The organism is Trichococcus sp. (assembly GCF_055118575.1).
In genome coordinates, this window is sequence record NZ_JBSQPW010000013.1 from 45924 (window position 1) to 71405 (window position 25482).

Here is a 25482-nt window from a genome sequence, read left to right on the forward strand (position 1 = left end):
GTGGGTCAAAAAATTCATCCATTAGGATTGCGTGTCGGCATCATCCGTGACTGGGATGCTAAATGGTACGCTGAAAAAGATTTCGCAGCTTTCTTACATGAAGATTTACGTATCCGTAAATATATCGAAAAGAACTTAAGCGAAGCTTCTGTTTCTAAAATCGAAATCGAACGTGCCGCTAACCGCGTGAACGTTTCAATCCATACTGCCAAACCTGGTATGGTAATCGGTAAAGGCGGTTCTGAAGTAGAAAAAACTCGTAAAGAGTTAAATGAACTGACTGGTAAAAAAGTACACATCAACATCGTGGAAATCAAAAGACCAGACTTGGATGCTAAATTGGTTGCTGAAGGTATCGCTAAACAGTTGGAAAACCGTGTAGCTTTCCGTCGTGCGCAAAAACAAGCTATCCAACGTACAATGAGATCTGGCGCTAAAGGGATCAAAACGCAAGTTTCTGGTCGTTTGAATGGTGCAGATATCGCTCGTGCTGAAACTCACTCTGAAGGAACTGTTCCATTGCATACATTGCGTGCGGACATCGACTACGCTTGGGAAGAAGCAGACACAACTTATGGTAAATTAGGCGTTAAAGTTTGGATTTACCGTGGTGAAGTTTTACCAGCAAAAAAAACAACTGAGAAAGGAGGGAAATAACCAATGTTAGTACCTAAACGTGTAAAACACCGTCGTGAGTTCCGTGGAAAAATGCGCGGAGAAGCTAAAGGCGGAAAAGAAGTAGTTTTCGGTGAATTTGGTTTGCAAGCAGTGGATTCACACTGGATCACAAACCGTCAGATCGAAGCAGCTCGTATCGCTATGACTCGTTACATGAAACGTGGCGGGAAAGTTTGGATCAAAATATTCCCTCACAAATCATATACATCCAAAGCTATCGGAGTCCGTATGGGTTCTGGTAAAGGGGCACCTGAAGGTTGGGTATCTCCAGTTAAACGCGGCAAGATCATGTTCGAAGTAGCAGGCGTCCCTGAAGAAGTGGCACGTGAAGCTCTACGTCTAGCATCCCACAAATTGCCAGTTAAAACAAAAATTGTAAAACGTAAAGAAATTGGTGGTGAATCGAATGAAGGCTAATGAACTTAAAGAGTTATCCACTGCTGAAATGATTGAAAAAGAAAAACAATTCAAAGATGAATTATTCAATCTACGATTCCAACTTGCAACCGGCCAGTTAGAAAATACTGCCCGCTTGAAAGAAGTACGCAAATCAATTGCACGTATTAAAACTGTATTGCGACAACAAGAATTGCAAAAATAGTAGATCAGCAAAGGAGGTCACAACGAAATGACTGAACAACGTAACCAACGTAAAGTCTACCAAGGTGTTGTTGTTTCCGATAAGATGGACAAAACAATCGTTGTAGAAGTATCTACAACAAAGACACATCCTACTTACGGCAAACGCGTTAAGTACTCTAAAAAGTACAAAGCACATGATGAAAACAACCAAGCTAAAATGGGAGATGTAGTTAGAATTATGGAGACTCGTCCTCTATCTGCTACTAAAAACTTCCGCTTACTGGAAGTTGTTGAAGAATCAGTAATCATCTAATCAGACAAATAAATATTTTTATATCCGGAAGGAGGATACTGACGTGATACAAACAGAATCCCGCTTAAGAGTTGCCGATAATTCAGGCGCTAAAGAAGTGTTAACTATCAAAGTTTTAGGTGGTTCAAACCGCAAATTTGCAGGAATTGGTGATACAATCGTCTGCACAGTAAAACAAGCTACACCCGGTGGTGTTGTCAAAAAAGGTGATGTAGTTAAAGCTGTTATCGTTCGTACGAAACACGGCGCACACCGCAAAGATGGTTCTTACATCAAATTCGACGAAAATGCTTGTGTAATCATTCGTGACGACAAGAGCCCTCGTGGAACACGTATCTTTGGACCAGTTGCACGTGAATTGCGTGACAACAACTACATGAAGATCGTTTCCCTTGCTCCAGAAGTATTGTAAGCAACTGTCATAAATGAAGGAGGTGCAACAAAGCATGCACGTAAAAACTGGTGATAAAGTTAAAGTCATTACTGGAAAAGATAAAGGTAAAGAAGGAGTCATCCTTAAAACTTTCCCTAAAAAAGATCGTGTTATTGTCGAAGGCATTAATATTGTCAAGAAACATCGCAAAGCTTCCCAAACAAACCCAACAGGTGGAATTCTTGAAGAAGCAGCACCTATCCATGTTTCTAACATTATGTTAATTGATGCTAAAACTGGCGAACCTACACGCGTAGGATCTAAAGTCGTAGATGGCAAAAAAGTCCGCGTTTCCAAAAAAACCGGCGAAATCATTGATTAATTATTAGAGGAAGGAGGATATTCTAAATGAACCGTTTAAAAGAAAAATATACAAAAGAAATCGTTCCATCATTGATGGAAAAATTTGAATACAGCTCAATCATGCAAGCACCTAAAATTGACAAAATTGTCATCAACATGGGTGTGGGTGATGCTGTTTCAAACACAAAAAACTTGGATAAAGCAGTTGAAGAACTAACTTTGATCTCTGGTCAAAAACCAGTCATCACATTAGCTAAAAAATCAATCGCTGCATTCCGTTTGCGTGAAGGTATGCCTATCGGCACTAAAGTTACTTTACGTGGCGAAAGAATGTACGACTTCTTGGATAAACTAGTTACAGTTTCATTACCACGTGTACGTGACTTCCGTGGGATCAGCAAAAAATCTTTTGATGGTCGTGGAAACTATACTTTAGGTATCAAAGAACAATTGATTTTCCCAGAAGTTGACTATGATAGAGTCGACAAAGTACGTGGTATGGATATCGTTATCGTAACTACTGCTAACACTGACGAAGAATCAAGAGAATTATTGACTCAACTTGGAATGCCATTCCAAAAATAAGCTAAGGAGGCGAATAATAATTGGCTAAAAAATCCATGATTGCTAAAAACAAACGTCCTGCAAAACATTCTACTCAAGCTTACTCTCGTTGTGAACGTTGCGGACGTCCACATTCAGTTTATCGCAAATTCAAACTTTGCCGTATTTGCTTCCGTGAACTTGCCTATAAAGGACAAATTCCCGGCGTGAAAAAGGCTAGCTGGTAATTTAACCATACTCGCAAAAGGAGGTATAATGTAAATGGTCATGACAGATCCAATCGCAGATTTCTTAACTCGTATTCGTAATGCCAACATGGTACGTCACGAATCTTTAGAAGTGCCTGCATCAAAGACAAAATTAGAGATCGCTAACATTCTTAAGGCTGAAGGTTTCATCAAAAACTTTGATTACACTTCAGACGACAAACAAGGTGTTATCCGTGTATTCTTAAAATACGGTCCAAACAACGAACGCGTTATCACTGGTCTGAAACGTATTTCTAAACCAGGTTTGCGTGTTTACGCTAAAACCGGCGAAATCCCTAAAGTATTGAATGGTTTAGGAATCGCAATCGTGTCTACTTCTGAAGGTGTTATCACCGATAAAGAAGCAAGAGCTAAAAACGTCGGCGGCGAAGTATTAGCTTACGTTTGGTAATTTTAAAAAAATCAGAGAAAATAAAGGAGGTGCAGCCCTGTGAGTCGTATTGGTAATAAAGCAATCGAAATCCCAGCTGGCGTAACCGTTACTCAACAAGGTAACACTGTTACGGTTAAAGGCCCTAAAGGCGAATTAACTAGCACATTTAATGAAATGATCGGTATCAATATCGAAGGAAACACTGTTACTTTCACTCGTCCTAACGAAGAGAAATTCACTAAATCCATTCACGGTACTACACGCGCATTGTTGAACAACATGGTTGTAGGTGTATCTGAAGGATTCGCGAAAGAATTGGACTTAGTAGGGGTTGGGTACCGTGCTCAATTACAAGGCAAAAAACTTGTATTGAACGTAGGATATTCTCATCCAGTGGAATTCACACCTGAAGATGGCATTGAAGTGGAAGTACCAACTAACACTAAAATCATCGTTAAAGGTTACGATAAAGCTAAAGTTGGCGCTTTGGCAGCCAACATCCGTGGCGTACGCCCACCAGAGCCTTACAAAGGTAAAGGTATCAAATACGTTAACGAAATCATCCGTCGTAAAGAAGGTAAGACAGGTAAATAATAGTCCGCTATTATTACTTGCTTCCTGAACGGCCGAACAAAATAAAAATAAAGAGGTGACAATTGTGATTACTAAACCAGATAAAAACAAAGTGCGCCAAGCTAGACACGCACGAGTAAGAAGAAAAATCTCTGGTACTGCAGAGTGCCCACGCTTGAACGTTTTTCGTTCCAACAAAAACATCTACGCTCAATTAATTGATGACGTAGCGGGTGTGACGCTAGCAAGTGCCTCTACAAAAGAATCAGAAATCGCAAACGGTACTAAAACTGAAGCTGCTGCTGCAGTTGGAAAACTGATTGCTGAACGTGCTACTGCAAAAGGAATTAAAGAAGTAGTCTTTGACCGTGGTGGCTATCTGTACCATGGTCGTGTGCAAGCTTTAGCTGAAGCTGCCCGCGAAAATGGACTAGATTTCTAGGAAAAGGAGGATAACCACACATGGTTTATGTTGACCCAGCTCATATTGAATTAGAAGATCGCGTTGTTGCAATCAATCGTGTAACAAAAGTTGTTAAAGGTGGACGTCGTCTGCGTTTTGCTGCTTTAGTTGTTGTAGGAGACAGAAACGGACATGTAGGATTCGGTACTGGTAAAGCTGCCGAGGTTCCAGAAGCTATTCGTAAAGCTATCGAAAGTGCTAAAAAGAGCCTTATTGAAGTTCCAATGTCCGAATCAACAATCCCTCACCAAGTTATCGGAACTTTCTGTGGCGGTAACGTAATGTTGAAACCTGCTAAATCCGGTTCCGGAGTTTCTGCAGGCGGACCAGTCCGTGCCGTTGTTGAATTAGCTGGTATCGCTGATATCACAAGCAAGTCCCTTGGTTCGAACACACCTATCAATATGGTACGTGCTACAATCGATGGCTTGAAACAATTGAAAAACGCTGAAGATGTTGCGAAACTACGCGGCAAATCAGTTGAAGAATTACTAGGATAAGGAGGACTACATCATGGCAGAAGTAAAAATCACTTTAACACGCAGCTTGATCGGACGTCCTCAAAACCAAAAAGATACTTGCAAGGCTTTGGGATTGTCCAAAATCGGCAAAACTGTTGTTAAACCAGCTAACCCAGCTATCTTGGGCATGATCAACACAGTAAGCCACTTAGTAACATCAGAAGAAGTTAAATAATAAATATCAGATTGAAGGAGGTGCCAAGTTACTATGAAACTTCATGAATTAAAACCTGCTGAAGGCTCACGCAAAGAACGTAACCGTGTCGGTCGCGGATCTTCATCCGGTAATGGTAAAACATCCGGTCGTGGACACAAAGGCCAAAAAGCCCGTTCAGGCGGCGGTGTGAGACTTGGATTCGAGGGTGGACAAACTCCATTGTTCCGTCGTCTTCCAAAACGTGGATTCACGAACATCAACCGTAAGGAATATGCTGTCATCAACTTAGAAATCTTAAACCGTTTCGAAGATGGTACAGAAGTTACTCCAGCTTTATTAGTTGAAACTGGTATTGTCAAAGATGAAAAATCAGGCATCAAAGTTTTAGGCAACGGAAGCGTTGAGAAAAAACTGACAGTTAAAGCTAATAAATTCTCCGAAGCAGCACAAAAAGCTATCGAAGCTGCAGGTGGGACTGTTGAGGTGATCTAATGTTTGCTCTTCTGAAAAATGCATTTCAGGCGAAGGACATTAGAAATAGAATCTTTTTTACTCTAGGTATGTTGATTGTGTTCCGTCTTGGAACACATATTACTGTACCAGGTGTTGATGCGGGTGCCATCGCAAACTTGGCATCGACGGGCTTGTTCAGTCTGTTGGACACATTCGGAGGTGGAGCACTGAGTCAGTATTCCATTTTCGCTATGGGTGTCTCGCCATACATCACTTCTTCTATTGTTGTTCAATTGTTACAAATGGACATTGTTCCGAAATTTGTGGAATGGTCCAAACAGGGTGAAGTAGGTAGAAGAAAATTAAATCAAGTTACAAGGTATTTAACAGTCATTTTAGCATTTGTACAATCTGTCGGTCTTTCGATCGGTTTCAACCAACTCTCAGCATTTGGGCTGGTAAATGATCCGGGTCTGACGACCTACATGATCATCGCGTTAGTGATGACTGCAGGTTCGATGCTGGTTGTTTTTATCGGAGAATCCATCTCAATGCACGGTATCGGAAACGGAACCTCATTGATCATTTTCTCAGGTATCATCGCTAGAATCCCATCAGATCTTTACACTTACTACAATGATCGTTTTGTTGATGCAGGATCCGATTTGATGAACAACATTTTGTTCTCGGTTGCGCTATTGATAGCAATATTATTGGTGGTCATACTCGTTGTGTACGTTCAACAAGCTGAACGTAAAATCCCCATTCAATATTCCAAACGTGCATCCGGATCTAATCAATCTGCGCATTTGCCTTTAAAAATCAATTCCGCTGGAGTCATTCCAGTAATCTTTGCCAGTTCTTTCATGATGACACCGCAGACGATCCTTGGGTTTTTCGCGGCAAGTCAAAGTGAGGCCAGCTGGTATCAAATTTTGTCTACCATCTTTAATTACCGTGAACCCATCGGTGCAACAATCTATACGGTATTGATCGTTGTCTTCACTTACTTCTATGCCTTCATTCAGATAAATCCTGAAAAAATGGCAGAGAACTTGCAAAAGCAAGGCGGCTATATTCCAAGTGTACGCCCGGGTAAAGGGACAGAAGATTACATTTCCGGCATGATTATGCGATTAAGTACGGTCGGCGCGCTATTTCTTGGACTGATTGCGCTATTGCCAATCATTGCCTCAGGTTTGTGGGATTTGCCGGACTCGCTCGCCCTTGGCGGTACAAGTCTTCTGATTGTAGTTGGTACTGCATTAGAAACGGCAAGACAAATTGAAGGTCGAATGGTTAAACGTAATTACCAAGGATTTATTCAATAGTAAGTTTGTGAGGGGGAAAGTGATTTCCTCGTCACATATGCTTACATCTTTAGGAGGCAGTAAAATGATGAACCTAATTATTATGGGTCTTCCCGGTGCTGGAAAAGGAACACAGGCTGAAAAGATCATCGCGAAATACAATATTCCGCATATCTCTACAGGGGACATGTTCCGAGCTGCCATGAAAAATGAAACAGCCTTGGGCCTGGAAGCAAAATCATATATGGATAAAGGCGAACTTGTTCCAGATGAAGTTACAAACGGAATCGTTAAAGAGAGATTAGCAGAATCTGATACTGAAAAAGGCTTTTTGTTGGATGGTTTTCCAAGAACCCTCGTACAAGCAAAAGCACTTGAAGCTATCATGGATGAACTCGACAAAAAAATCGATGCTGTTATTAACATTGATGTGAACCCTGAAGTTTTGATGCAACGTCTTACAGGTAGAATCATTTGCCGCTCTTGCGGAGCGACTTACCACAAAACAAACAATCCTCCTAAAGTGGAAGGAACGTGCGATCGTTGTGGCGGACACGATTTCTATCAACGCGAAGATGACAAGCCTGAAACCGTAGAAAATCGCATTCAGATTAATCTTGAACAGTCTCAACCAATCATTGCATTTTACAGCGAAAAAGGATTGTTACATAATGTGGATGGCGGAATCGGCATCGACAACTTGTTTACCGAAATCCAAAAGATTATAGAATAGTTGCAGATGTCATTTTAAGTTAATCGAATTTTTCTTTTCAATCGATACTTGCTATGATATAATCTAGCAGTTAGAGTAAAAATTGCCAAGACATGAGATTAATCAGCTCAACAGAATGTTAGGAGGTTAGCAGGCGTGGCGAAAGACGATGTCATTGAGATTGAAGGAGTAGTCGTTGAAACTTTGCCCAATGCAATGTTTAAAGTCGAACTTGAAAATGGTCACATAGTATTAGCTCACGTATCTGGTAAAATAAGAATGCATTACATCCGCATTTTGCCAGGCGATAAAGTTACGGTAGAATTATCTCCGTACGATCTTACTCGTGGACGCATTACTTACCGCTTTAAATAATTGCACTCCATCACTAAAGTAGGAGGGAATTTAAATGAAAGTTAGAGCATCAGTAAAACCCATTTGCGAAAAATGCAAAGTCATTCGCCGCAATGGTCGTGTTATGGTGATTTGCGAAAATCCCAAACACAAACAACGCCAAGGATAATAACAAGGAGGTGCCTATAAATGGCTCGTATCGCAGGAGTAGATATTCCGCGTGACAAACGTGTAGTTATTTCATTAACTTATATTTTTGGTATCGGATTGAACACAGCTCAAAAGCTTTTGGCTGCAGCTGAAGTTTCAGAAGATACACGTGTTCGTGATTTAACGAATGATGAATTAGACCGTATCCGTATTGAAGTGGATAAATTAAAGGTTGAAGGTGACCTTCGTCGTGAAGTAAACCTAAATATTAAACGATTGATCGAAATTGGATCTTACAGAGGAATGCGTCACCGTCGTGGTTTGCCTGTTCGCGGACAAAACACTAAGAACAATGCACGTACTCGTAAAGGCCCAGCTAAAGCAATCGCTGGTAAGAAAAAATAATAATTAAGTGAAGGAGGTCAAAACTTCATGGCTAAAAAAGTAGCTCGCAAACGCCGCGTGAAAAAGAATGTTGAAGCTGGTGTAGCACATATCCGCTCAACTTTTAATAATACTATTGTTATGATTACAGATGTTCATGGAAATGCTATTTCATGGTCATCAGCAGGTTCATTGGGATTCAGAGGTTCACGTAAATCTACTCCTTATGCTGCACAAATGGCTGCAGAAGCAGCAGCTAAAGTTTCTATGGAACATGGCATGAAAACAGTTGAAGTAGCTGTTAAAGGTCCTGGTTCTGGACGTGAAGCTGCCATTCGTTCATTACAAGCAGCAGGTTTGGAAGTTACCGCAATCCGCGACGTAACGCCTATTCCTCATAATGGATGCCGTCCACCAAAACGTCGTCGTGTTTAATTGAGAATTGTACTGATATGTAACGAAACGCAATGGACTCACTAACATGAACTTCACGTTTTGAAAGGGGTAAATTGATAAATGATCGAAATTGAAAAACCAAGAATTGAAACGATTGAGATCAGCGAAGATGCCAAATTCGGTAAATTCGTTGTAGAACCACTAGAACGCGGTTATGGAACAACACTTGGGAACTCATTACGTCGAATTCTATTATCTTCACTTCCTGGTACAGCTGTAACAACTATCCAAATCGATGGTGTTCTACACGAATTTTCAACGATTGATGGTGTTGTCGAGGATGTTACACAAATCATTCTGAACATCAAAAAATTAGCTTTGAAATTGTATACGGACGAAGACAAAACAATCGAGATTGACGTAAAAGGTCCAGCAGTCGTGACTGCAGCGGATATTACCCATGACAGCGATGTGGAAATCTTAAACCCTGATTTATATATATGTACAGTTTCAGAGGGAGCACATTTTCATGTTCGCTTGGATGTAAAAAATGGCCGTGGATATGTTCGTTCCGAATATAACAAAACGGAAGATATGCCGATCGGTGTTTTACCAGTCGACTCCATTTATACTCCGATCAGCAAGGTGAATTATCAGGTTGAAAACACTCGTATCGGACAAAAAAATATTTACGACAAGTTAACGTTGGATGTCTGGACAGATGGCTCCATCAGCCCAGAAGAAGCAGTCAGCTTGGCTGCCAAAATTTTAACTGAACATCTGAATATTTTTGTTAATCTGACCGATGAAGCCCGCAAGGCCGAGATAATGGTTGAAAAAGAAGAAACACATAAAGAGAAAATGCTGGAAATGACTATCGAAGAATTGGATTTATCAGTACGTTCTTATAACTGTTTGAAACGCGCAGGCATCAACACAGTCCAAGAATTGACAGACAAGTCTGAAGCAGAGATGATCAAAGTACGTAATCTAGGACGCAAATCACTTGAAGAAGTGAAAAACAAGCTGAATGATCTTAATCTAGGCTTGCGTCAAGACGACTAGTACTGTAGCAAAGGAGGAAAACCTAGGATGGCTTACCGTAAATTAGGACGCACAAGCGCCCAAAGAAAAGCAATGCTTCGTGATTTAACTACTGACTTAATCATCAACGAACGCATCGTTACAACTGAAGCTCGCGCTAAAGAAATCCGTTCAACTACTGAAAAAATGATTACTTTGGGTAAACGTGGAGATTTAGCTGCTCGTCGTTTGGCTGCAGCATACGTTCGTAACGAAGTAGCAGCTGTACGTGAAGAAGATGACAAAATCGTCGTTCAATCAGCTCTACAAAAATTGTTTACTGACATTGCACCTCGCTATGCAGAACGTCAAGGCGGATACACACGTATCTTGAAGACAGAACCTCGTCGTGGCGATGCTGCACAAATGGTTATCATTGAATTAGTATAATTCAATCGCACAAAGATGAAACGTTCACTTTTAGATGAAATAGAGTGTCATGATGATGGGTTTGCCACTGGCATCCCTAGTCTAGCTCAAGGTTCTTCCGAAGATCGCATGATCTTCGGGAGGGCATTTTTTCATCAAAAAAAGTGCTTTTTTTATCAAAAGAAACTAGAAAATGCCAATAAATTTTCTAGTTTCTTTTGATATATAAATAAAAGCGTTTTATTTTTGTGTTGTGTCAAGACAGTGGATGAAAAATACGGGAGAGTAGTTTATACTTACTAAAGTAGACGTTTCCTTTCCGTATTTTCATCTTTTTTTTATCCTCAGCACTTTTGCGGTAATGGCGATGGCATACGGACTTAAAGATACAACTAAGAGAAAGTAGGACTGCAATTATGAATGAAATTATCGAGTTGCGCAATGTGACTTTTTCCTATTCAGAAGAAGATGCACGGCCGGCTTTGAACAACGTTTCGTTGACGATCAATCAGGGTGAATGGATTGCCATCATCGGACCCAATGGTTCAGGCAAGTCAACCCTGGCCAAAACGATCAACGGCTTGATTGAGGCGAACTCAGGAGAAGTGATCATTGAAGAGACAACACTGAATGCGGAAACGGTTTGGGATGTCCGCAAGAAAATCGGGATGGTTTTCCAGAATCCGGATAATCAGTTTGTCGGTTCGACCGTGCAGGACGACGTTGCTTTTGGTTTGGAGAATGTCGGCATTCCCCGTGAGGAAATGGTCAAGCGGGTAGCCGATGCGGTTGCGGCTGTCAATATGGCCAACTTCATGGATAAGGAACCGGCACGTCTTTCGGGCGGCCAGAAGCAACGCGTGGCGATCGCCGGAATCGTGGCGCTGTCTCCAGACATCATCATCCTTGATGAGGCGACGACCATGTTGGATCCGGAAGGCCGTCATGAAGTCATCGAGACCATCCAGGAAATCAAGGAAAAAGAAAATTTGACGGTGATTTCGATCACACATGACATCGACGAGGCCGCGAAAGCGAACCGCATCTTTGTGATGGAAGCCGGGCAATTGAAACGAATCGGCACACCGGAAGAGATATTCAGTTTGGGCAAGGAAATCATCGATATCGGTTTGGATATTCCGTTCCCCGAGAAGCTGAAATACCAATTGAAGAGGCAGGGGCTGGAAGTGCCTGAAGAATATTTGACCGAAGAAGGGATGGTGAACTGGCTATGGACATTACTTTCGAAAAAGTAGGCTATTCCTATTCTGCCGGAACGCCTTTCGAAAGCCGGGCGCTTTACGATGTCAATCTTAATATCCCGGACGGAAGCTACACAGCATTGATCGGGCACACCGGCAGCGGCAAATCAACGGTTACGCAACATCTGAATGCTTTATTGAAGCCAACAGAAGGCAGTGTGACGATCGGAGAACGCATCATAACGAACAAATCGAATAACAAAAATTTGAAGGACCTGCGGAAAAAAGTGGGAATCGTATTCCAGTTTCCTGAGTCGCAGCTGTTCGAAGAGACGATCGCGAAAGATATCGCCTTCGGTCCGATGAACTTCGGCGTCAGCGAAACGGATGCAATGGCGATTGTGAGGCGTGTGTTGCCTTTGGTCGGCCTGGATGAATCCTTCATGGATCGATCTCCATTCGACCTCTCAGGGGGCCAAATGAGACGCGTCGCGATTGCCGGTGTTCTGGCAATGGAACCGGAAGTGCTTGTGCTGGATGAACCAACGGCTGGACTGGATCCTGCCGGTAGACGGGAAATCATGAATATGTTCTATCAGCTCCATAAAGACAAAGGACTGACCATCGTCTTGGTTACGCATCAGATGAATGACGTCGCAACCTATGCGGATCACGTGGTCATCCTTGAGAAAGGGACTGTTGTCCGAATGGGCCCGCCTGCGGAAATTTTCCGGGATGCCGCTTGGCTTCAGGAAAAACAATTGGGCTTGCCATCCGCACTGGCTTTCCTGGACACCTTCAGTAAAAAAACGGGCATCGATTTCGGAAACGAGAGACCGCTTCGAACGGAGCAATTGGCGGCTGTGCTGATTGCCAAAATTAACGAGAATAAAGGCGCTAAAAATGCCGCTATGGAAGAGGGTGGCATCCATGTTGGATAAATTACTGTTTGGGCGCTACATCCAAGGCGACTCGCTGGTCCATCGACTGGATCCGCGCGCCAAGCTGATCGGTGCTTTCTACTTCATCATCGTCATCTTCCTGGCCAACAACTGGCAGACTTATCTGATCATGACGTTATTCACTTTCTTGTGCGTCATCCTGTCCGACATCAAACTGTCGGTCTTTCTGAACGGTGTGAAGCCACTGATTTGGCTGATCCTGTTCACGGTGTTGCTGCAGATCCTCTTCACACGGGGCGGGGAAACCTATTTGGTTCTAGGGCCGATCAGCATCACTTCGTTCGGGGTGATCAACGGCGCTTTCATCTTCATGCGTTTCGTCCTGATCATCTTCATTTCGACGTTGTTGACGCTCACAACGATGCCGTTGTCGTTGACTGATGCGATCGAAAAATTGTTGGGGCCATTGAAACGTTTCAAGGTTCCCGTCCATGAAATCGCGCTGATGCTATCCATCGCCTTGCGTTTCGTACCTACATTGATGGATGAGGCTTCGAAGATCATGAATGCGCAGCGGGCTCGCGGTGTCGAGTTCGGCGAAGGCAATATCGTGAAGCAGATGAAAGCAGTCACACCGATTTTGGTCCCGCTGTTCGTCAGCTCCTTCAATCGCGCGGACGAATTGGCGAATGCCATGGAGGCGCGTGGCTATCAGGGTGGGGAAGGACGTACGAAATACCGCATCCTCGATTGGCAGAGACGCGATACGCTCAGTATGCTGGCGTTTGTCGTACTGACCGGCTTACTGTTGTTCTTCCGATCTTGAGCGCACACAGGTACAAGCTGCAGCTATAGAACGAGACTGGGGGCCGGGTAGCATTTCCGGTCCCTTTTAAAATGGGGAAACCGCAAGGTACATCAAAAAAATAAGAAAGGGGCATCTGCCAACTATGACTGCACAACGATACAAATGCATCGTGCAATATGACGGAACTGGTTATGTGGGCTATCAAGTCCAGCCTAACGGCAACAGTGTCCAGACCGAAATCGAAAAGGCACTGAAAAAAATGTCGAACGGACAGATCATTCCGATCCATGCATCCGGCCGGACCGATTCGGGCGTCCATGCGCTCGGCCAGGTCATCCATTTTGATTACCCGGCTGCAATCAAGCCGGATCATCTGCTGCGGGCATTGAACAGTCTGTTGCCTGATGATATTTTGATCAAATCCGTGGAAATGGCTCCAGAGGATTTCCATTCGCGTTATCATGCGCTGGGGAAAAAATACATTTACCGGGTCGATCTCGATCGCTTTCCGAACCCCTTCAAACGGCTCTACACGACCCACCATCCTTACCGTTTCAACATGGAAAATTTGGAGAAGGCCATCAAAAAATTGGAAGGTGAGCACGACTTCACCAGCTTCTGCTCGACCAAAACCGACAAAACTGATCTGGTCCGTACCGTCTACGAAGCGAGCGTCAGGAAGGATGAGGCGAACAATGAACTGGTCTTCACCTTCAGGGGAAATGGCTTTCTCTATAATATGATCCGCATTTTCGTTGGAACGCTTCTGCAGATCGCTGACGGTCTGAAAAAAGTCGAGGAAATCGACCGCCTATTGGAAGTGAAAGACCGACGCAAAGCCGGACCGACAGCCCCGTCACAGGGATTGTATCTCGTGGAAGTCTACTATGATGAGGAAAAACTACTTAATGGATAGGAGTAAGAGGGATGTTTGAAAAGGAAAGAGCGGAGATTGATGCCATCGACCAAGAGTTGGTCAGACTGTTCGAACGCCGGATGGATGCCGTGACGGAGATCGCGCGTATCAAGAAAGAGCATAAGCTGCCGATACTGGACCAATCCAGGGAGGACAGGGTACTGGCTAAAGTACGCGGGATGACCGAGAACAGAGCCTATGCTGACAGCATGGAAGACCTCTTCCGTGCCCTGATGACGATCACAAAAGCGTTCGAAACCAAACAAAACGAAGAATAAGCAAGTATGCTGAAAAAGCTACTGGGGAAAAGACGAAATCTTTTCTCCAGCAGCTTTTTTGCGTACTAGGGCAATGGAAGTCGGTGCCAGCTCCGGCGAAGCCAGCGCTCATCGGAGGACAGCTTCTGCAATCTCCGCCAGCTCCTATGAAGCAGCCCCCATCGGAGCTGCCGCTCCCGCAAACTGTCCGAACTCCGGCGAGGCCGTCGCTCACCGGAGGAAATCACTGGACAGCGCCAAAAATAAAAAACCCCCGTCAAGCCTATAACGCCCGTCAGAGGTTTTCAACATACATTTTATTTTGCAATCTACATTATCAGGCTTTAGCTGTGACCGCAGCCTTCGCAAAGGCTTGGCGAAGATCGGCGATCAGATCATCCGCGTCCTCGATACCTGTCGAGATGCGCAAAAGATCATCCGTTAAGCCATAGGATTCCCGCACTTCAACCGGAATATCGGCATGGGTCTGCGTGGTCGGGTAGGTAATCAGGCTTTCGACGCCGCCCAAGCTTTCGGCGAAAGTGAAAATGTTCAGAGCATCCAAGACGGTAGGGATGTGCGCTTTATCATGGAGCGTGAAGCTCAGCATGCCGCCTTTACCCGGATAATAGACCGATTTGATCAACGCTTCCGATTCCAGATAGGCAACGACTGCCTGTGCATTCGCTTGATGCTGCTTCATGCGCAACGGCAAAGTCTTCATTCCGCGGACCAAGAGCCAACAGTCGAAGGCATCCAAAGTACCGCCGGCCGTATTCAGCTGGAAAGCCAACTGTTCACCGAGTGCTTGATCGTTCGTTACGACAGCCCCCGCCAACAGGTCATTATGGCCGCCGAGGTACTTGGTGGCGCTGTGGACGACGATATCAGCGCCCAAATCCAAAGGACGCTGCAACAGAGGTGTGTAGAAGGTATTATCCACAATCACCAGCAGACCGTGTTTTTTGGCGATCTCAGCCACCGCGGAGATATCTGTTTCCTTCATGAGGGGATTCGTCGGCGTTTCGATGTAGACAGCGGCTGTATTGTCCTGAATGGCGGATGCGATATCACTCGGGTCATCGACATAAGTGAAGGAATAGAATCCTTTTCTTTCCATATCCTGGAAATACCGGAAGCTGCCGCCGTAAAGGTCTCTGGATGCAACGAAATGGCTGTTGGCCGGGAAAACGCTGAAGGCGAGCTGGATGGCGCTCATGCCTGAGCTTGTAGCAAACCCTTGGACGCCATTTTCAAGCACCGCCAAACCCTCCTGAAGGATATCCCTTGTCGGATTGGCGGTGCGGGTATAGTCATAGCCGGTCGATTGGCCTAAGCCGGGATGTCCATAAGCTGTGGACAAATAAATCGGTGCACTGACGGCGCCGGTTTTCGGATCTTTTCTGTTGCCCAATTGTGCAAGATAACTTTGAATGCTGATACTTTCCATCGTCGATTCCCCTTTATAAGAAATGACATACACAAGAGTATTATCATTTGTTTGTCATTTTAAATTAATGTTAGTGCAATGGTAGCACGAGCATTCCAAGTGGTCAATATTTTTATGTATTTTTAGTCAGTGAAGCTGCGACAAATAATCGATCACGCTTGAACGGTAATTTCTCTTGAATGGTGTTAAAAATCAGAAACTCGCGTATAATGGAAATATAATAATGAATGAAGGAGAGTGGAAGAATGGTTACGTTCATCAAGGAACTCAAACGCATCCCACGCGGTGATGTGCCGGATTTTGTGGCTGCCGCGATGCCCCAATTTTATGAAGCGATCAGTTGTCCGAACGATGTGGTCCTTTCTGTGCAAGCAAGCATGGCGCACTACTCGACCCCGAAAAAGAATGTCGCAGCCGAGGAATATGAAGCTTTTGAATTGACCCTCACGAAGAAAGGCGAATTCGTTTCGGTCGAGGATATCGTCAAAGATTCTACGGTCATCGAAGCATTCAAACCCTACAAGTCATCCGGCAAAGGGGCGTATCCATTTGTGCCAGCAGAGGTCATCGAGCAATTATATTTACATTTGAAAAAATAAACTGAGAAGCCTTCACGATCGCAGTCTATGCGTTCTGTGGAGGCTTTTTTAATGCGATAGCTGAAATAATTCTTTTGAAGCGATTGACAATCACTTCGGAATGTCGTATTATATAAGACGGTATTGTTTGCCCCACGATGAGCCCCGGAAACTCAATTGGATCAAACAGACAGAGAAGAATATGGAGGAAACAAACGTGCGTACAACATACATGGCTAAAGCAAGCGAAATGGACCGTAAATGGTTCGTAATCGACGCAACTGACATCCCATTGGGACGTTTATCAACACAAGTTGCAACTATTTTACGCGGTAAAAACAAACCAACTTTCACACCACACGTAGATACTGGTGATTATGTGATTGTTATCAATGCAGACAAAGTTACATTAACAGGTAAAAAAGCATCTGACAAAATCTATTCCCGCCACTCAGGTTATCCAGGTGGACTAAAACAGATTTCAGCTGGTGAATTACGTGCTAAAAATTCAAGAAAATTAGTTGAATTGTCTGTTAAAGGCATGCTTCCTAAAAACTCTTTAGGAGCTAAACAATTCACTAAGTTACACGTATACGGTGAAGCAGTTCACCCACACGAAGCTCAACAACCAGAAGTTTTAGACATCACTAACCTAATTTAAGGAGGGAAATTCATTGGCACAAGCACAATATATCGCAACTGGTCGTCGTAAGAATTCGACTGCACGCGTACGTTTATTACCAGGAACAGGCAAAATCGTTTTCAACAAAAAAGACATGGAAGACTACATCCCATTCGCTTACCTATATGAAGTAATCAAACAACCTTTAAACCTTACAGGTACTCTAGGAAGCTACGATATCTTCGTTAACGTAAACGGCGGCGGATTCACTGGACAAGCTGGAGCAGCTCGTCACGGTATCTCTCGTGCATTATTAGAAGTAGATCCTGACTTCCGCGCACCATTAAAAGCAGCTGGTCTGTTAACACGTGACCCACGTATGGTTGAACGTAAGAAACCAGGTTTGAAAAAAGCGCGTAAAGCTTCACAATTCTCTAAACGTTAACATTTATTGTATCAACGTTTTGAAAAATCAATCAACAACCTTAAAGCATCGGCATCTTGCTGGTGCTTTTTTTTATGGTACTTATCCAAAAGAATGAAAACCTAGAATATTTCATTGAAAAAGGCGGTGTAAACAGTGAGCCCTAAAGAAAAAATGCTGGAAATAATCAAAAATAAACAAGGCGGCGGAAAATCCAAGCAAACCGACACGCCGAAAAATGATATCAGGAACATGCGTAAAGGTCCAAAGATTTTCAATAAGTAGGCTGATCTCCAGTGCTATGAAGGTCCAATTCGAAAGAATGGGGTCTTTTTTTCTTTGCCTAAATTAAAGTGGATGATTTTTACAGGAACTTTTCAGGCAACTTGCTTTACAGAAATTAGTTACTGTCGTATGATTGACTAATCAACAGTTGATTAGTCAATCATTCAGGCGGTTGTCTGAAAATCCGCATAATCGAGGTGAAATTCTATGAACTTGAGAGATGTAAGCAGGCTGCTTTATCAGATCAAACTCACCAATCAGGAAACCAATACGCTGTTCGAAAAAGAAACAGGCTTCAGTTTGACGCGCTATGAGATGCTGATGTTCCTGAAAGAAAAAGGGACCTGCTCCCAAAACCAGATCCAGATAGAACTGAAAATCGACAGCGCAGCGATCACGCGCCATCTGAAAATTTTGGAACAAAAAGGCTATGTCCTAAGGGAACGTAATGCGGAGAACAACCGGGAAATCTTTGTCCGCTTGACGGACAAGGCGATCCAGGAGCTGGATGCCTGCGGGAAAGAACATGATCAGGATAAAATGAGCCTGTCCGTGTCCTTAAGTGACGAAGAAGCCGAACAATTATCCCATTTGCTGAACAAGCTGCACCTGAATAGAGAACTAGAAAGAGGCTAAAAACATGACAAATACATTTATCAACAACGATTTTTCGGAAATCGTCTTCGGAAGAAAATCCATCCGTGCATACGATGAAACCTACAAAATCAGCCAGGAAGAAATGCTGGAAATGATACAGGAAGCCACGACGACGCCTTCATCCGTGAACATGCAGCCTTGGCGTTTCGTGGTTGTCGAGAGCGAAGAAGCCAAAGCCAAACTGAAACCGCTGATCCGTTTCAACACCAGACAGAATGATACCTCGTCAGCGATGGTGCTGATATTCGGAGATATGCAGTGCTACGAGCATGGGGAAGAAATCTATGACGCAGCTGTTGCGCAAGGGAAAATGTCCGCAGAAGTCCGGGATCAACAGCTGGCCGCCATCATTCCTTACTACAAAAACTTTTCGAAAGAAAAAATGAATGATGTTGTGAAAATCGATTCCAGTCTGGCGGCGATGCAATTGATGTTGGTGGCGCGTGCTCATGGCTATGACACGAACCCTATCGGCGGTTTTGAAGCGGATCAGTTGGCCGAGGCGTTCGATCTCGACAAGGAACGGTATGTGCCGGTCATGATCCTGTCCATCGGCAAGGCCATGGAAGAAGGTTACGAATCCGTGCGGTTTGCGCCGGAGAAAATCACCGAATTCAAATAGCATGTTCACGCTGGAACGCATCCGGCTTCACGAAAAAAGGCTGCCGAAAATTATTCCGGCAGCTTTTTCAAATCCGAAACCCACAGCTGGGTTTTGCGGCTCATCACCGTAAAAAGGAACAGCGCGAGCGTGACCAACACAAAAATCACCAGTACGTCATTTCTGCTGCCGATGGCGATCCCGTCCGGAACATTTGTCTGAGCGGAAGTGAAAAGTAGCGCCACGACCGTCGTAGATACAGCCCCTGTAAACTGCTGGAAAATTATCGGGAAATGTCTCGAAAAGGACGGCATCGATTGCATCGATGTTTCCACAGGCGGTCTGCTTGACAGGAAGCCGAATATCCCAGTCCGACCCGGCTATCAGGTGCCTTACACCAGCGCGATGAAAGAAGCCGTTTCGATACCGGTGACCGCGGTCGGCCTGCTGGATAACCTAGGCTTGTGCGAACACATCCTGCAAACAAAACAAGCGGACCTGATCCTGCAAGGCAGGGCGCTGATCCGAAACGTCAACTGGCTGGCCGATGCCGCCGAAGAGCTTCGCGACACCAATTTCGAAGTGTACAATCATTCCTACCAAAGAGGGCAAAGAAGAAGATAGCGCGGATTCATAGGTAAAAAATTGAATAGTACAACATGGGATCTTACTCGGAAGAGTGGGGTCTTTTTTTTTTAGGTAGTGAAATTCTAATATCAATCAATATATTAGGAGCTTAGCTTGATATTTACTGTCACCTCAAAATCTAATATAGGCAAATATATTTAAGAATGGTACAATTTATTTAAAATATGCCAATCAGGAGAATGCATGATGAACGAATCTTATGTTATAGCAGGTACAGTTGTGGTTATTTTTTTGATAGCTTTTTATATTTATAAGGGAATGCCAAAAAAGAGTGTATCTGATAACAATGGCTATATGATTGCAGAATCCCTAGATACACAAATGATAAGTGAAAAACAAAAGAATTTTGGCGAAGAGAGTGAGGCACTCGTTTCAGTTTCAAAATTACCGATGAATATTGAAGTGGAAGAAAATCTTTTGCATGAGATAACCGATCCAAACATAATGTCAAGGCTGTCCTCTTTGAGCCCGGCTATTGTTAATGCAATCGGAAAGACGCGAACAATAGCGACCACAACAACGACAAAAATATCTGGAGACTATTATCAAGTCAGTCTAAAAAAAGGCGGAGAACTAGTAAAATCTAAGAATATGGAAAATGCTTATCGTGGTTTTTCTCTCGGTCCGAAGGGAGTAAAAGAACAGGCAAACTTAATGAAAGTCAACCCAACCAAAACTAAAAAAATAACGACAAATACCAAGATGGCAACATCAGCTGCGGCAAATGTCATGAACGTTGCCTCACTTATCGTGGGTCAGTACTATATGTCTGAGGTAAATTCAAAGCTAGAAGGCATGAACAAGTCATTGAGCGCAATAAGTGATTACCAGAAACGCGAATTCAAAAGCCGTGTTCGTTCTCTAATTGCTAATGTTCAAGCCATATCAACATTTACTGAGGAAATTTTTGATGACGAAACTATCCGCAACAACAAACTAATACACTTACAACAGTTGCAGGAACAAACAACACAGTTACTAGAACAAGTCAATCTTGAAATTGAAGAATTGATTCAAAAGGAAACACAAATTAGCTATGAGGAATATTCAAGCATCGTCAATAAACTCGACGGGTTAGTTTTCTTTCAAAAAATACTCCTTAGGGTTTTACAGGAGATTGGGAAACTAACGGTTGTATTCGGGAATGGGAAATTATCCCAAGAAAGCAGCTTTTCGTTATTCCACACCTATGTAGAACAAACTTCAATGTTAAGTGATGATGTGATCGTTTGGCAGGAAAAATACATTGACAAGTTTGCAATCGACCTGGATGCAAGTAAACGCAGAAAACAAGGGGTTGAAGGTGTTGTCACAAATATTACAGGAGTTATTAAAGACGACTGGCGGTATGCAAAATTGGAAGAGAGCTTAACCGTTAAGATCAAACAGCAGTTGACTCCTGCTGATATTGAGAAGGAGTCTAATGAAACAAATCTATATCAAACCGACCTTCAACTCTTAATAAAAGATGGAAAAACATATTTGTGGTTACCGGGAAAGTAACAGTCGTAGGCATATCTACTGCTAAGATCATGTTTACCAATCTAATGTTCGAAGTCGAATTATGATAATTACTTCAGAATTTAAAATGATTGATTGGAGTGCATATGAATGGATGAAGAGGTATTAAAGCAACTTCGCAAATTAGCAATAACTAAACAACTCAATTTTTTAATTGGATCTGGTGCCTCGGTTCCAGCTATTCCTCTTATGAACTATTTTAAAGATACACATGAAAAGTCGGGTAATGAACAACTAGCAGAAAAAGTTCAATATATTAGTGATAAAATATTGTCCGATAAATTTTATACAGAATGTGAAATAGCTGAAAAGAATATGTATATCGTTTTTGAAATGTATCAAAAATTTATTGAAAGTATTGTTTCGTTAGTAAATCTTTCTAATTCTCGTCAAACCCCAAAAAATGTTAATATTTTTACGACAAACTATGATTTGTTTATAGAGAAGGCAACTGATCAAGTTTTGAAAAAGCATAGGTTGGTTTTTAATGATGGTGCCAGCGGGTATTTTGAGCGTTATTTGGATAGCTCAAATTACAATCATACGGTTTCTTATAAAGGATTGAATGATAATTATATTAATGAGATTCCATCTATCAGTTTAATCAAACCGCATGGTTCAGTGAATTGGGAAAAACGTAATGCTAATATTATGATAAAAGGGGAAGTGGTTGATAATCCTGTTATTGTAAAACCAGACGGTTTAGAATCAGCAACAACTTTTGAAAATAATCATTTTCATGAAATGCTACGAGTGTTTCAATTAGAATTAGACAAACCACAGTCAATATTGTTTGTGATTGGATTTTCGTTTCAGGATAAACATATTGCAAAAATGGTTAGACGAGCTGTTCAGAATCCAGAATTGATGGTTTACGTATTTGGTTACTCTGACACGGATAGGCAAACTTATTTAAATAATTTGCAATATAAAAGTGAACGTCCTAATTTCAAGATATTAACGCCTAAAAACTTTGATGAACATCATAAAAATGAGTATTATAATGCTGAGAAGGGTGAAAATTTGTATAATTTCACACTATCAAATTTGACACGTATTTTATCAGGTGCAACTTTGGAGGATTTGAAACATGGAAAAGCCTAAGAAAAAACTGGGCGTGATTGTTGGTGTCGATGGCAATATTTCTCAAGTTGGTATGTACAGTATGTCAAATGACGCTGAATTTATTTGGTATGGAGATATTTTATCAGGACCTAAAATTGGTGCATTCCTGACTATAAACCAAAATGACATTAAAATCATTGCTACAGTTTCAACTGAAAAAGTTGTTGATCAGCAAAATACAATCAGAAGTACTGAATTTGACAATCGCTATTCAAAAAATTCTATCAATCGACTTATTACCTTAAAGACAAAAGGTGTGATCGATGGTAACAAATTCCAAGTCACTAGCCAATATGTTTCAATGATAGGCAATGAAGTTACTTTGACCACGCAGGATGAACTAAAAATTATTTACGGTGTGGAATATAATGAACCAACTATAAAAATTGGTAAATCGATATTAGAAGGACAGCCAATACAATTACCAATCAATTCATTTTTTGCTTCACATATTGGAGTATTTGGGAATACTGGAAGCGGAAAATCAAATACTCTGCATAAATTATATCTAGAGCTTTTTAGGTCTCGTTTTTATGAACAAATTGTTCACAAATCTCAATTCTTCGTGATTGACTTTAATGGAGAGTATACGGGTACTGATATTTTCGGTGTAAAGACTGATGACAAAGAAATTTTTGAGATTGATACTGGAGATAAAGATGTAGAGAAGAAATTACCTGTAAAAAAAAAATATTTATTTGATGCTGATATTTTAGCGATTTTATTTGATGCCCGTCCTGCGACACAAGTACCATTTCTGCGAATTGCTCTAAAAAATTTCAATGAAAGAATAATAGATGACGATAGTTTTGCGAACTTAGAAATCGGGTTACTTCTGTCAATTATTAAAGGAAGTAAAAGTGTTAGTGGTGATGCCGTTGATAATTGGATATCAGCTGCTGAAAGTATAGGGGTTGATAAGGATCATTTTACTGGGCTTGAAGATAATTTCTCAAAAACTAATTATGGTAATTTACAGATAACAAGCAGATCGGGAGTAGAAATTCTTAAAGACGGACAAATTACTGAACAAGGAAAAGCAGAACTAAAGATTGAAGAATTAAAAAGTGAACTTAAAAAATTATTTAGTGATGCTAGCCCTATTCAAAAACTAAGTTATTTTTTACTTTTTCAAAGAGTATATGTTTCTGCGTGGAAATCAGCAAATATTGAACATATAAACCCCTTATTCAATCGAATAAAATCTGCATTTGACAGCTTGGAAAAAGTGATAGAAGTTAGAGAGAATATTGATAATGCTTATAAAGCAATAAATATAATTTCCCTTGTTCATGCAAACCAAGAAATAACTCGTTTAGTACCCATGTTATTGTCGAAAATGATTTATGATGAGCAGAAGCATAAAATGGCGGGTAAGGTTATTGATCAGACAAAACACTTGATAATTGATGAAGCTCACAACATATTAAATGCACAATATCGTAATAACGGTGATGACTGGCAGGATTATCGGTTATCAATATTTGAAGAAATTATCAAAGAGGGCAGGAAATTTGGCTTCTATTTGACTCTTTCAAGCCAGCGACCTGCTGATATTTCAGCAACGATTTTGTCTCAAACACATAATTATTTTATTCACCGACTTGTTAACGAGATGGATCTACGTATGCTTGAAAATACAATGCCTACACTCGATAAAAGCGCCTATCAAATGATTCCTAGTCTTGGAAAGGGAGAAGTAATCATTACTGGCAATGCTATGCAGGTTCCAGTATTTGTAAAAATACCAAAAGAAGAGACTATTCGCCCAAATAGCGATGACGTTAATCTCATAGATTTGTGGAACCGATAAGTCTAAATTAGATGCATATGTGAAAAAAGCTAATTTCATCAACTTTTGAATAACCTAAAACAAAGAATTAATCACTTGTAAAGATTAAGATAACCCAAAAATTATAAATGAGGAATCCAACTATGGCGACAACAATAGAAGTCAATAAGCAAAGCGTTAAGCAACTATTAGAGACTGGGAAAATTCATAAATTTGTTATACCTGAATATCAACGCCCTTATGCTTGGTCTGATGAGCAAATTCAAATGCTCTTTGATGATTTGGTTGAGTATACAGCAAACGATAGCGAAAGTACTTATTTTCTAGGAACTGTTGTTTCATATGAAAACGACCTTGGTGAACAAGAAATTATAGATGGACAGCAACGTATAACTTCGTTATTTTTGTTATTACGTTCTCTTTATTCAAAACTTACTTCGATGACAGAAACAAAAGAAGTAAGGAATTTTAAATCGCAAATCGAGTCAGCTTTATGGGAGCAGGACGAATTGACTGCTGAAGTTGATTATGAGAAGACGCTTATTGTATCGAAAGTAATGGGAGAAGAAGGAAATGAGGCCTTCACAAACATACTTATTAAAGGGAAAGTTGAAAATGACGCAAAAGATAACTATTCCCTTAACTATAATTTATTTGTAGAATTAATTGAAAAATACGCAACAAATGAGCCAGAGTTGTTTTACTGGTTTATTAGAAATGTACTGAATAAGGCAATTTTACTTCCGATTACTGCTGATTCTCAAGACACGGCATTAACAATATTCTCAACGCTCAATGATAGGGGTCTCGCGTTATCTGATTCTGATATTTTTAAAGCAAAAATATATAACCACTTGGATGCGGAGCAAAAAGCAAATTTTATAGAGCTTTGGCAGCAGCTTGATGAAGATGCTACAAGTGCTAGTGAGAGCATTCAAAAATTATTTTATTATTATATGTTTTATTTGAGAGCATTGGAAAATGATAGAAATACAACTACACCAGGGATCCGAAAATACTATTCTAGAAATAATTTTGAACAGCTATATAATAGCCTGAATTATTCATAGATTTCCAGAAAACGTCTTGAAACGTCAGTCTTCCAACATATTTTGTCTTTCCAGTTCACACCCAAAAGGTGTGAAAAAAGAACCTCTATCTGTTATGGTAAATGTACGACCAAAAACCATAGAAAGGGGTTCTCTCAATGGCAACTTTACACGAAAATACTCTAAATTTCAATCAAAAAATGAC

General features: G+C 41.6%; 37 protein-coding genes and 1 pseudogene. 37 read left to right on the forward strand and 1 reads right to left on the reverse strand.

From position 1 onward, the window contains the following. The 27 genes from rpsC to ACTCCX_RS05370 all read left to right on the forward strand — a co-directional run bounded on the left by rpsC (position 1) and on the right by ACTCCX_RS05370 (position 14546). Positions 1–657: a 30S ribosomal protein S3 gene (gene rpsC, locus ACTCCX_RS05240; protein WP_463275052.1), complete on the forward strand. Its 657-nt coding sequence runs from the start codon at positions 1–3 to the stop codon at positions 655–657. A 3-nt stretch (positions 658–660) separates the two neighbouring features. Next, entirely contained in the window at positions 661–1095 is a 435-nt protein-coding gene (rplP, locus tag ACTCCX_RS05245) for a 50S ribosomal protein L16 (protein WP_068623089.1), read from the forward strand. Beyond that, a complete protein-coding gene (gene rpmC / locus ACTCCX_RS05250; RefSeq protein WP_068558977.1) occupies positions 1085–1279 on the forward strand; it encodes a 50S ribosomal protein L29 in 195 nt (64 codons plus the stop codon). The genes rplP and rpmC overlap by 11 nt, the downstream gene beginning before the upstream one ends. Before the next feature lie 27 nt (positions 1280–1306). Then, positions 1307–1573: a 30S ribosomal protein S17 gene (rpsQ, locus tag ACTCCX_RS05255; RefSeq protein ID WP_068558975.1), complete on the forward strand. Its 267-nt coding sequence runs from the start codon at positions 1307–1309 to the stop codon at positions 1571–1573. Positions 1574–1616: 43 nt separating this feature from the next. Continuing rightward, a complete protein-coding gene (gene rplN, locus ACTCCX_RS05260) occupies positions 1617–1985 on the forward strand; it encodes a 50S ribosomal protein L14 (RefSeq protein WP_068558973.1) in 369 nt (122 codons plus the stop codon). Between the two features lie 34 nt (positions 1986–2019). After that, positions 2020–2328, forward strand: a complete 309-nt coding sequence (gene rplX, locus ACTCCX_RS05265) for a 50S ribosomal protein L24 (protein ID WP_068558971.1) — start codon at positions 2020–2022, stop codon at positions 2326–2328. A 26-nt stretch (positions 2329–2354) separates the two neighbouring features. Next, positions 2355–2894, forward strand: coding sequence for a 50S ribosomal protein L5 (rplE, locus tag ACTCCX_RS05270; RefSeq protein WP_463275053.1), 540 nt, complete (start codon positions 2355–2357; stop codon positions 2892–2894). A gap of 20 nt (positions 2895–2914) precedes the next feature. Then, on the forward strand, positions 2915–3100 hold the full coding sequence (locus ACTCCX_RS05275; RefSeq protein ID WP_072763659.1) for a type Z 30S ribosomal protein S14: 186 nt from the start codon (positions 2915–2917) through the stop codon (positions 3098–3100). Positions 3101–3134: 34 nt separating this feature from the next. Further along, the gene (rpsH, locus tag ACTCCX_RS05280; RefSeq protein ID WP_463275054.1) at positions 3135–3533 is read left to right on the forward strand and encodes a 30S ribosomal protein S8; all 399 of its coding nucleotides are present in this window, start codon (positions 3135–3137) and stop codon (positions 3531–3533) included. A gap of 39 nt (positions 3534–3572) precedes the next feature. After that, a complete protein-coding gene (gene rplF / locus ACTCCX_RS05285; protein ID WP_086942213.1) occupies positions 3573–4109 on the forward strand; it encodes a 50S ribosomal protein L6 in 537 nt (178 codons plus the stop codon). A gap of 64 nt (positions 4110–4173) precedes the next feature. Beyond that, positions 4174–4530 (forward strand): 50S ribosomal protein L18, encoded by a 357-nt coding sequence (gene rplR, locus ACTCCX_RS05290; RefSeq protein ID WP_463275055.1) that lies wholly within the window; start codon positions 4174–4176, stop codon positions 4528–4530. Between the two features lie 20 nt (positions 4531–4550). Next, entirely contained in the window at positions 4551–5051 is a 501-nt protein-coding gene (gene rpsE / locus ACTCCX_RS05295) for a 30S ribosomal protein S5 (protein ID WP_068558962.1), read from the forward strand. A 13-nt stretch (positions 5052–5064) separates the two neighbouring features. After that, complete coding sequence (rpmD, locus tag ACTCCX_RS05300) at positions 5065–5247, forward strand: 50S ribosomal protein L30 (protein ID WP_068558960.1); 183 nt, start codon at positions 5065–5067, stop codon at positions 5245–5247. Between the two features lie 33 nt (positions 5248–5280). After that, the gene (rplO, locus tag ACTCCX_RS05305; protein ID WP_068558958.1) at positions 5281–5721 is read left to right on the forward strand and encodes a 50S ribosomal protein L15; all 441 of its coding nucleotides are present in this window, start codon (positions 5281–5283) and stop codon (positions 5719–5721) included. Then, positions 5721–7013: a preprotein translocase subunit SecY gene (gene secY, locus ACTCCX_RS05310; protein WP_463275056.1), complete on the forward strand. Its 1293-nt coding sequence runs from the start codon at positions 5721–5723 to the stop codon at positions 7011–7013. The genes rplO and secY overlap by 1 nt, the downstream gene beginning before the upstream one ends. A 67-nt stretch (positions 7014–7080) precedes the next feature. After that, positions 7081–7725 (forward strand): adenylate kinase, encoded by a 645-nt coding sequence (locus ACTCCX_RS05315; protein WP_463275071.1) that lies wholly within the window; start codon positions 7081–7083, stop codon positions 7723–7725. Positions 7726–7860: 135 nt separating this feature from the next. Next, positions 7861–8079: a translation initiation factor IF-1 gene (infA, locus tag ACTCCX_RS05320; RefSeq protein ID WP_068558953.1), complete on the forward strand. Its 219-nt coding sequence runs from the start codon at positions 7861–7863 to the stop codon at positions 8077–8079. A 34-nt stretch (positions 8080–8113) separates the two neighbouring features. Next, entirely contained in the window at positions 8114–8227 is a 114-nt protein-coding gene (rpmJ, locus tag ACTCCX_RS05325) for a 50S ribosomal protein L36 (RefSeq protein WP_062470716.1), read from the forward strand. A 20-nt stretch (positions 8228–8247) separates the two neighbouring features. After that, on the forward strand, positions 8248–8613 hold the full coding sequence (rpsM, locus tag ACTCCX_RS05330; RefSeq protein WP_463275057.1) for a 30S ribosomal protein S13: 366 nt from the start codon (positions 8248–8250) through the stop codon (positions 8611–8613). A gap of 27 nt (positions 8614–8640) precedes the next feature. Next, a complete protein-coding gene (rpsK, locus tag ACTCCX_RS05335) occupies positions 8641–9027 on the forward strand; it encodes a 30S ribosomal protein S11 (protein WP_068623076.1) in 387 nt (128 codons plus the stop codon). Between the two features lie 81 nt (positions 9028–9108). Continuing rightward, positions 9109–10053 carry a DNA-directed RNA polymerase subunit alpha gene (locus ACTCCX_RS05340; RefSeq protein WP_068558946.1) on the forward strand — a complete coding sequence of 315 codons (945 nt, stop codon included), beginning with the start codon at positions 9109–9111 and terminating at the stop codon, positions 10051–10053. Positions 10054–10080: 27 nt separating this feature from the next. Beyond that, positions 10081–10461 carry a 50S ribosomal protein L17 gene (rplQ, locus tag ACTCCX_RS05345; protein ID WP_086942219.1) on the forward strand — a complete coding sequence of 127 codons (381 nt, stop codon included), beginning with the start codon at positions 10081–10083 and terminating at the stop codon, positions 10459–10461. Between the two features lie 395 nt (positions 10462–10856). After that, entirely contained in the window at positions 10857–11696 is an 840-nt protein-coding gene (locus tag ACTCCX_RS05350; protein ID WP_463275058.1) for an energy-coupling factor ABC transporter ATP-binding protein, read from the forward strand. Then, a complete protein-coding gene (locus tag ACTCCX_RS05355; RefSeq protein ID WP_463275059.1) occupies positions 11672–12583 on the forward strand; it encodes an energy-coupling factor ABC transporter ATP-binding protein in 912 nt (303 codons plus the stop codon). Before ACTCCX_RS05350 ends, ACTCCX_RS05355 begins: the two co-directional genes overlap by 25 nt. After that, complete coding sequence (locus tag ACTCCX_RS05360) at positions 12573–13370, forward strand: energy-coupling factor transporter transmembrane component T (RefSeq protein WP_321292084.1); 798 nt, start codon at positions 12573–12575, stop codon at positions 13368–13370. Before ACTCCX_RS05355 ends, ACTCCX_RS05360 begins: the two co-directional genes overlap by 11 nt. 124 nt (positions 13371–13494) lie before the next feature. Next, positions 13495–14268 (forward strand): tRNA pseudouridine(38-40) synthase TruA, encoded by a 774-nt coding sequence (truA, locus tag ACTCCX_RS05365; RefSeq protein ID WP_463275060.1) that lies wholly within the window; start codon positions 13495–13497, stop codon positions 14266–14268. 11 nt (positions 14269–14279) lie between these two features. After that, positions 14280–14546, forward strand: coding sequence for a chorismate mutase (locus ACTCCX_RS05370; protein WP_463275061.1), 267 nt, complete (start codon positions 14280–14282; stop codon positions 14544–14546). Between the two features lie 316 nt (positions 14547–14862). Here the strand turns inward: ACTCCX_RS05370 and ACTCCX_RS05375 are convergent, their stop codons facing one another. Further along, positions 14863–15975: a PLP-dependent transferase gene (locus ACTCCX_RS05375; RefSeq protein WP_463275062.1), complete on the reverse strand. Its 1113-nt coding sequence runs from the start codon at positions 15973–15975 to the stop codon at positions 14863–14865. Between the two features lie 245 nt (positions 15976–16220). Between ACTCCX_RS05375 and ACTCCX_RS05380 the strand changes: the two genes are divergently transcribed. The 10 genes and pseudogenes from ACTCCX_RS05380 (at position 16221) to ACTCCX_RS05425 (ending at position 25298) form a co-directional block, all read left to right on the forward strand. After that, positions 16221–16574, forward strand: coding sequence for a hypothetical protein (locus tag ACTCCX_RS05380; protein ID WP_463275063.1), 354 nt, complete (start codon positions 16221–16223; stop codon positions 16572–16574). A 196-nt stretch (positions 16575–16770) separates the two neighbouring features. Next, positions 16771–17214, forward strand: coding sequence for a 50S ribosomal protein L13 (gene rplM / locus ACTCCX_RS05385; RefSeq protein ID WP_068559350.1), 444 nt, complete (start codon positions 16771–16773; stop codon positions 17212–17214). A gap of 13 nt (positions 17215–17227) precedes the next feature. After that, positions 17228–17620, forward strand: coding sequence for a 30S ribosomal protein S9 (rpsI, locus tag ACTCCX_RS05390; protein ID WP_086942228.1), 393 nt, complete (start codon positions 17228–17230; stop codon positions 17618–17620). Positions 17621–18091: 471 nt separating this feature from the next. Then, positions 18092–18520 (forward strand): MarR family winged helix-turn-helix transcriptional regulator, encoded by a 429-nt coding sequence (locus tag ACTCCX_RS05395; protein WP_463275064.1) that lies wholly within the window; start codon positions 18092–18094, stop codon positions 18518–18520. 4 nt (positions 18521–18524) lie between these two features. Further along, positions 18525–19163: a nitroreductase family protein gene (locus ACTCCX_RS05400; protein WP_463275065.1), complete on the forward strand. Its 639-nt coding sequence runs from the start codon at positions 18525–18527 to the stop codon at positions 19161–19163. Positions 19164–19439: 276 nt separating this feature from the next. After that, positions 19440–19766: pseudogene (locus ACTCCX_RS05405) on the forward strand (NADH:flavin oxidoreductase/NADH oxidase); the annotation flags it as partial. Between the two features lie 207 nt (positions 19767–19973). Continuing rightward, a complete protein-coding gene (locus ACTCCX_RS05410; RefSeq protein ID WP_463275066.1) occupies positions 19974–21293 on the forward strand; it encodes a hypothetical protein in 1320 nt (439 codons plus the stop codon). Between the two features lie 108 nt (positions 21294–21401). Continuing rightward, the gene (locus tag ACTCCX_RS05415; protein ID WP_463275067.1) at positions 21402–22415 is read left to right on the forward strand and encodes an SIR2 family protein; all 1014 of its coding nucleotides are present in this window, start codon (positions 21402–21404) and stop codon (positions 22413–22415) included. Beyond that, on the forward strand, positions 22402–24249 hold the full coding sequence (locus ACTCCX_RS05420) for an ATP-binding protein (RefSeq protein WP_463275068.1): 1848 nt from the start codon (positions 22402–22404) through the stop codon (positions 24247–24249). Before ACTCCX_RS05415 ends, ACTCCX_RS05420 begins: the two co-directional genes overlap by 14 nt. Before the next feature lie 122 nt (positions 24250–24371). Next, positions 24372–25298: a DUF262 domain-containing protein gene (locus ACTCCX_RS05425; protein WP_463275069.1), complete on the forward strand. Its 927-nt coding sequence runs from the start codon at positions 24372–24374 to the stop codon at positions 25296–25298. Positions 25299–25482 lie beyond the last annotated feature (184 nt).

Excerpts from the sequence above, each read along its gene's own strand:
- rplP (WP_068623089.1), top strand. The coding sequence starts at position 661 with ATGTTAGTACCTAAACGTGTAAAACACCGTCGTGAGTTCCGTGGAAAA.
- rpmC (WP_068558977.1), top strand. The coding sequence starts at position 1,085 with ATGAAGGCTAATGAACTTAAAGAGTTATCCACTGCTGAAATGATTGAA.
- rpsQ (WP_068558975.1), top strand. The coding sequence starts at position 1,307 with ATGACTGAACAACGTAACCAACGTAAAGTCTACCAAGGTGTTGTTGTT.
- rplX (WP_068558971.1), top strand. The coding sequence starts at position 2,020 with ATGCACGTAAAAACTGGTGATAAAGTTAAAGTCATTACTGGAAAAGAT.
- rplE (WP_463275053.1), top strand. The coding sequence starts at position 2,355 with ATGAACCGTTTAAAAGAAAAATATACAAAAGAAATCGTTCCATCATTG.
- rpsH (WP_463275054.1), top strand. The coding sequence starts at position 3,135 with ATGGTCATGACAGATCCAATCGCAGATTTCTTAACTCGTATTCGTAAT.
- rpsE (WP_068558962.1), top strand. The coding sequence starts at position 4,551 with ATGGTTTATGTTGACCCAGCTCATATTGAATTAGAAGATCGCGTTGTT.
- rpmD (WP_068558960.1), top strand. The coding sequence starts at position 5,065 with ATGGCAGAAGTAAAAATCACTTTAACACGCAGCTTGATCGGACGTCCT.
- rplO (WP_068558958.1), top strand. The coding sequence starts at position 5,281 with ATGAAACTTCATGAATTAAAACCTGCTGAAGGCTCACGCAAAGAACGT.
- secY (WP_463275056.1), top strand. The coding sequence starts at position 5,721 with ATGTTTGCTCTTCTGAAAAATGCATTTCAGGCGAAGGACATTAGAAAT.
- ACTCCX_RS05315 (WP_463275071.1), top strand. The coding sequence starts at position 7,081 with ATGAACCTAATTATTATGGGTCTTCCCGGTGCTGGAAAAGGAACACAG.
- rpmJ (WP_062470716.1), top strand. The coding sequence starts at position 8,114 with ATGAAAGTTAGAGCATCAGTAAAACCCATTTGCGAAAAATGCAAAGTC.
- rpsM (WP_463275057.1), top strand. The coding sequence starts at position 8,248 with ATGGCTCGTATCGCAGGAGTAGATATTCCGCGTGACAAACGTGTAGTT.
- rpsK (WP_068623076.1), top strand. The coding sequence starts at position 8,641 with ATGGCTAAAAAAGTAGCTCGCAAACGCCGCGTGAAAAAGAATGTTGAA.
- ACTCCX_RS05340 (WP_068558946.1), top strand. The coding sequence starts at position 9,109 with ATGATCGAAATTGAAAAACCAAGAATTGAAACGATTGAGATCAGCGAA.
- rplQ (WP_086942219.1), top strand. The coding sequence starts at position 10,081 with ATGGCTTACCGTAAATTAGGACGCACAAGCGCCCAAAGAAAAGCAATG.
- ACTCCX_RS05350 (WP_463275058.1), top strand. The coding sequence starts at position 10,857 with ATGAATGAAATTATCGAGTTGCGCAATGTGACTTTTTCCTATTCAGAA.
- ACTCCX_RS05355 (WP_463275059.1), top strand. The coding sequence starts at position 11,672 with ATGGACATTACTTTCGAAAAAGTAGGCTATTCCTATTCTGCCGGAACG.
- ACTCCX_RS05360 (WP_321292084.1), top strand. The coding sequence starts at position 12,573 with ATGTTGGATAAATTACTGTTTGGGCGCTACATCCAAGGCGACTCGCTG.
- truA (WP_463275060.1), top strand. The coding sequence starts at position 13,495 with ATGACTGCACAACGATACAAATGCATCGTGCAATATGACGGAACTGGT.
- ACTCCX_RS05370 (WP_463275061.1), top strand. The coding sequence starts at position 14,280 with ATGTTTGAAAAGGAAAGAGCGGAGATTGATGCCATCGACCAAGAGTTG.
- ACTCCX_RS05375 (WP_463275062.1), bottom strand. The coding sequence starts at position 15,975 with ATGGAAAGTATCAGCATTCAAAGTTATCTTGCACAATTGGGCAACAGA.
- ACTCCX_RS05380 (WP_463275063.1), top strand. The coding sequence starts at position 16,221 with ATGGTTACGTTCATCAAGGAACTCAAACGCATCCCACGCGGTGATGTG.
- ACTCCX_RS05395 (WP_463275064.1), top strand. The coding sequence starts at position 18,092 with ATGAACTTGAGAGATGTAAGCAGGCTGCTTTATCAGATCAAACTCACC.
- ACTCCX_RS05400 (WP_463275065.1), top strand. The coding sequence starts at position 18,525 with ATGACAAATACATTTATCAACAACGATTTTTCGGAAATCGTCTTCGGA.
- ACTCCX_RS05410 (WP_463275066.1), top strand. The coding sequence starts at position 19,974 with ATGATGAACGAATCTTATGTTATAGCAGGTACAGTTGTGGTTATTTTT.
- ACTCCX_RS05415 (WP_463275067.1), top strand. The coding sequence starts at position 21,402 with ATGGATGAAGAGGTATTAAAGCAACTTCGCAAATTAGCAATAACTAAA.
- ACTCCX_RS05420 (WP_463275068.1), top strand. The coding sequence starts at position 22,402 with ATGGAAAAGCCTAAGAAAAAACTGGGCGTGATTGTTGGTGTCGATGGC.
- ACTCCX_RS05425 (WP_463275069.1), top strand. The coding sequence starts at position 24,372 with ATGGCGACAACAATAGAAGTCAATAAGCAAAGCGTTAAGCAACTATTA.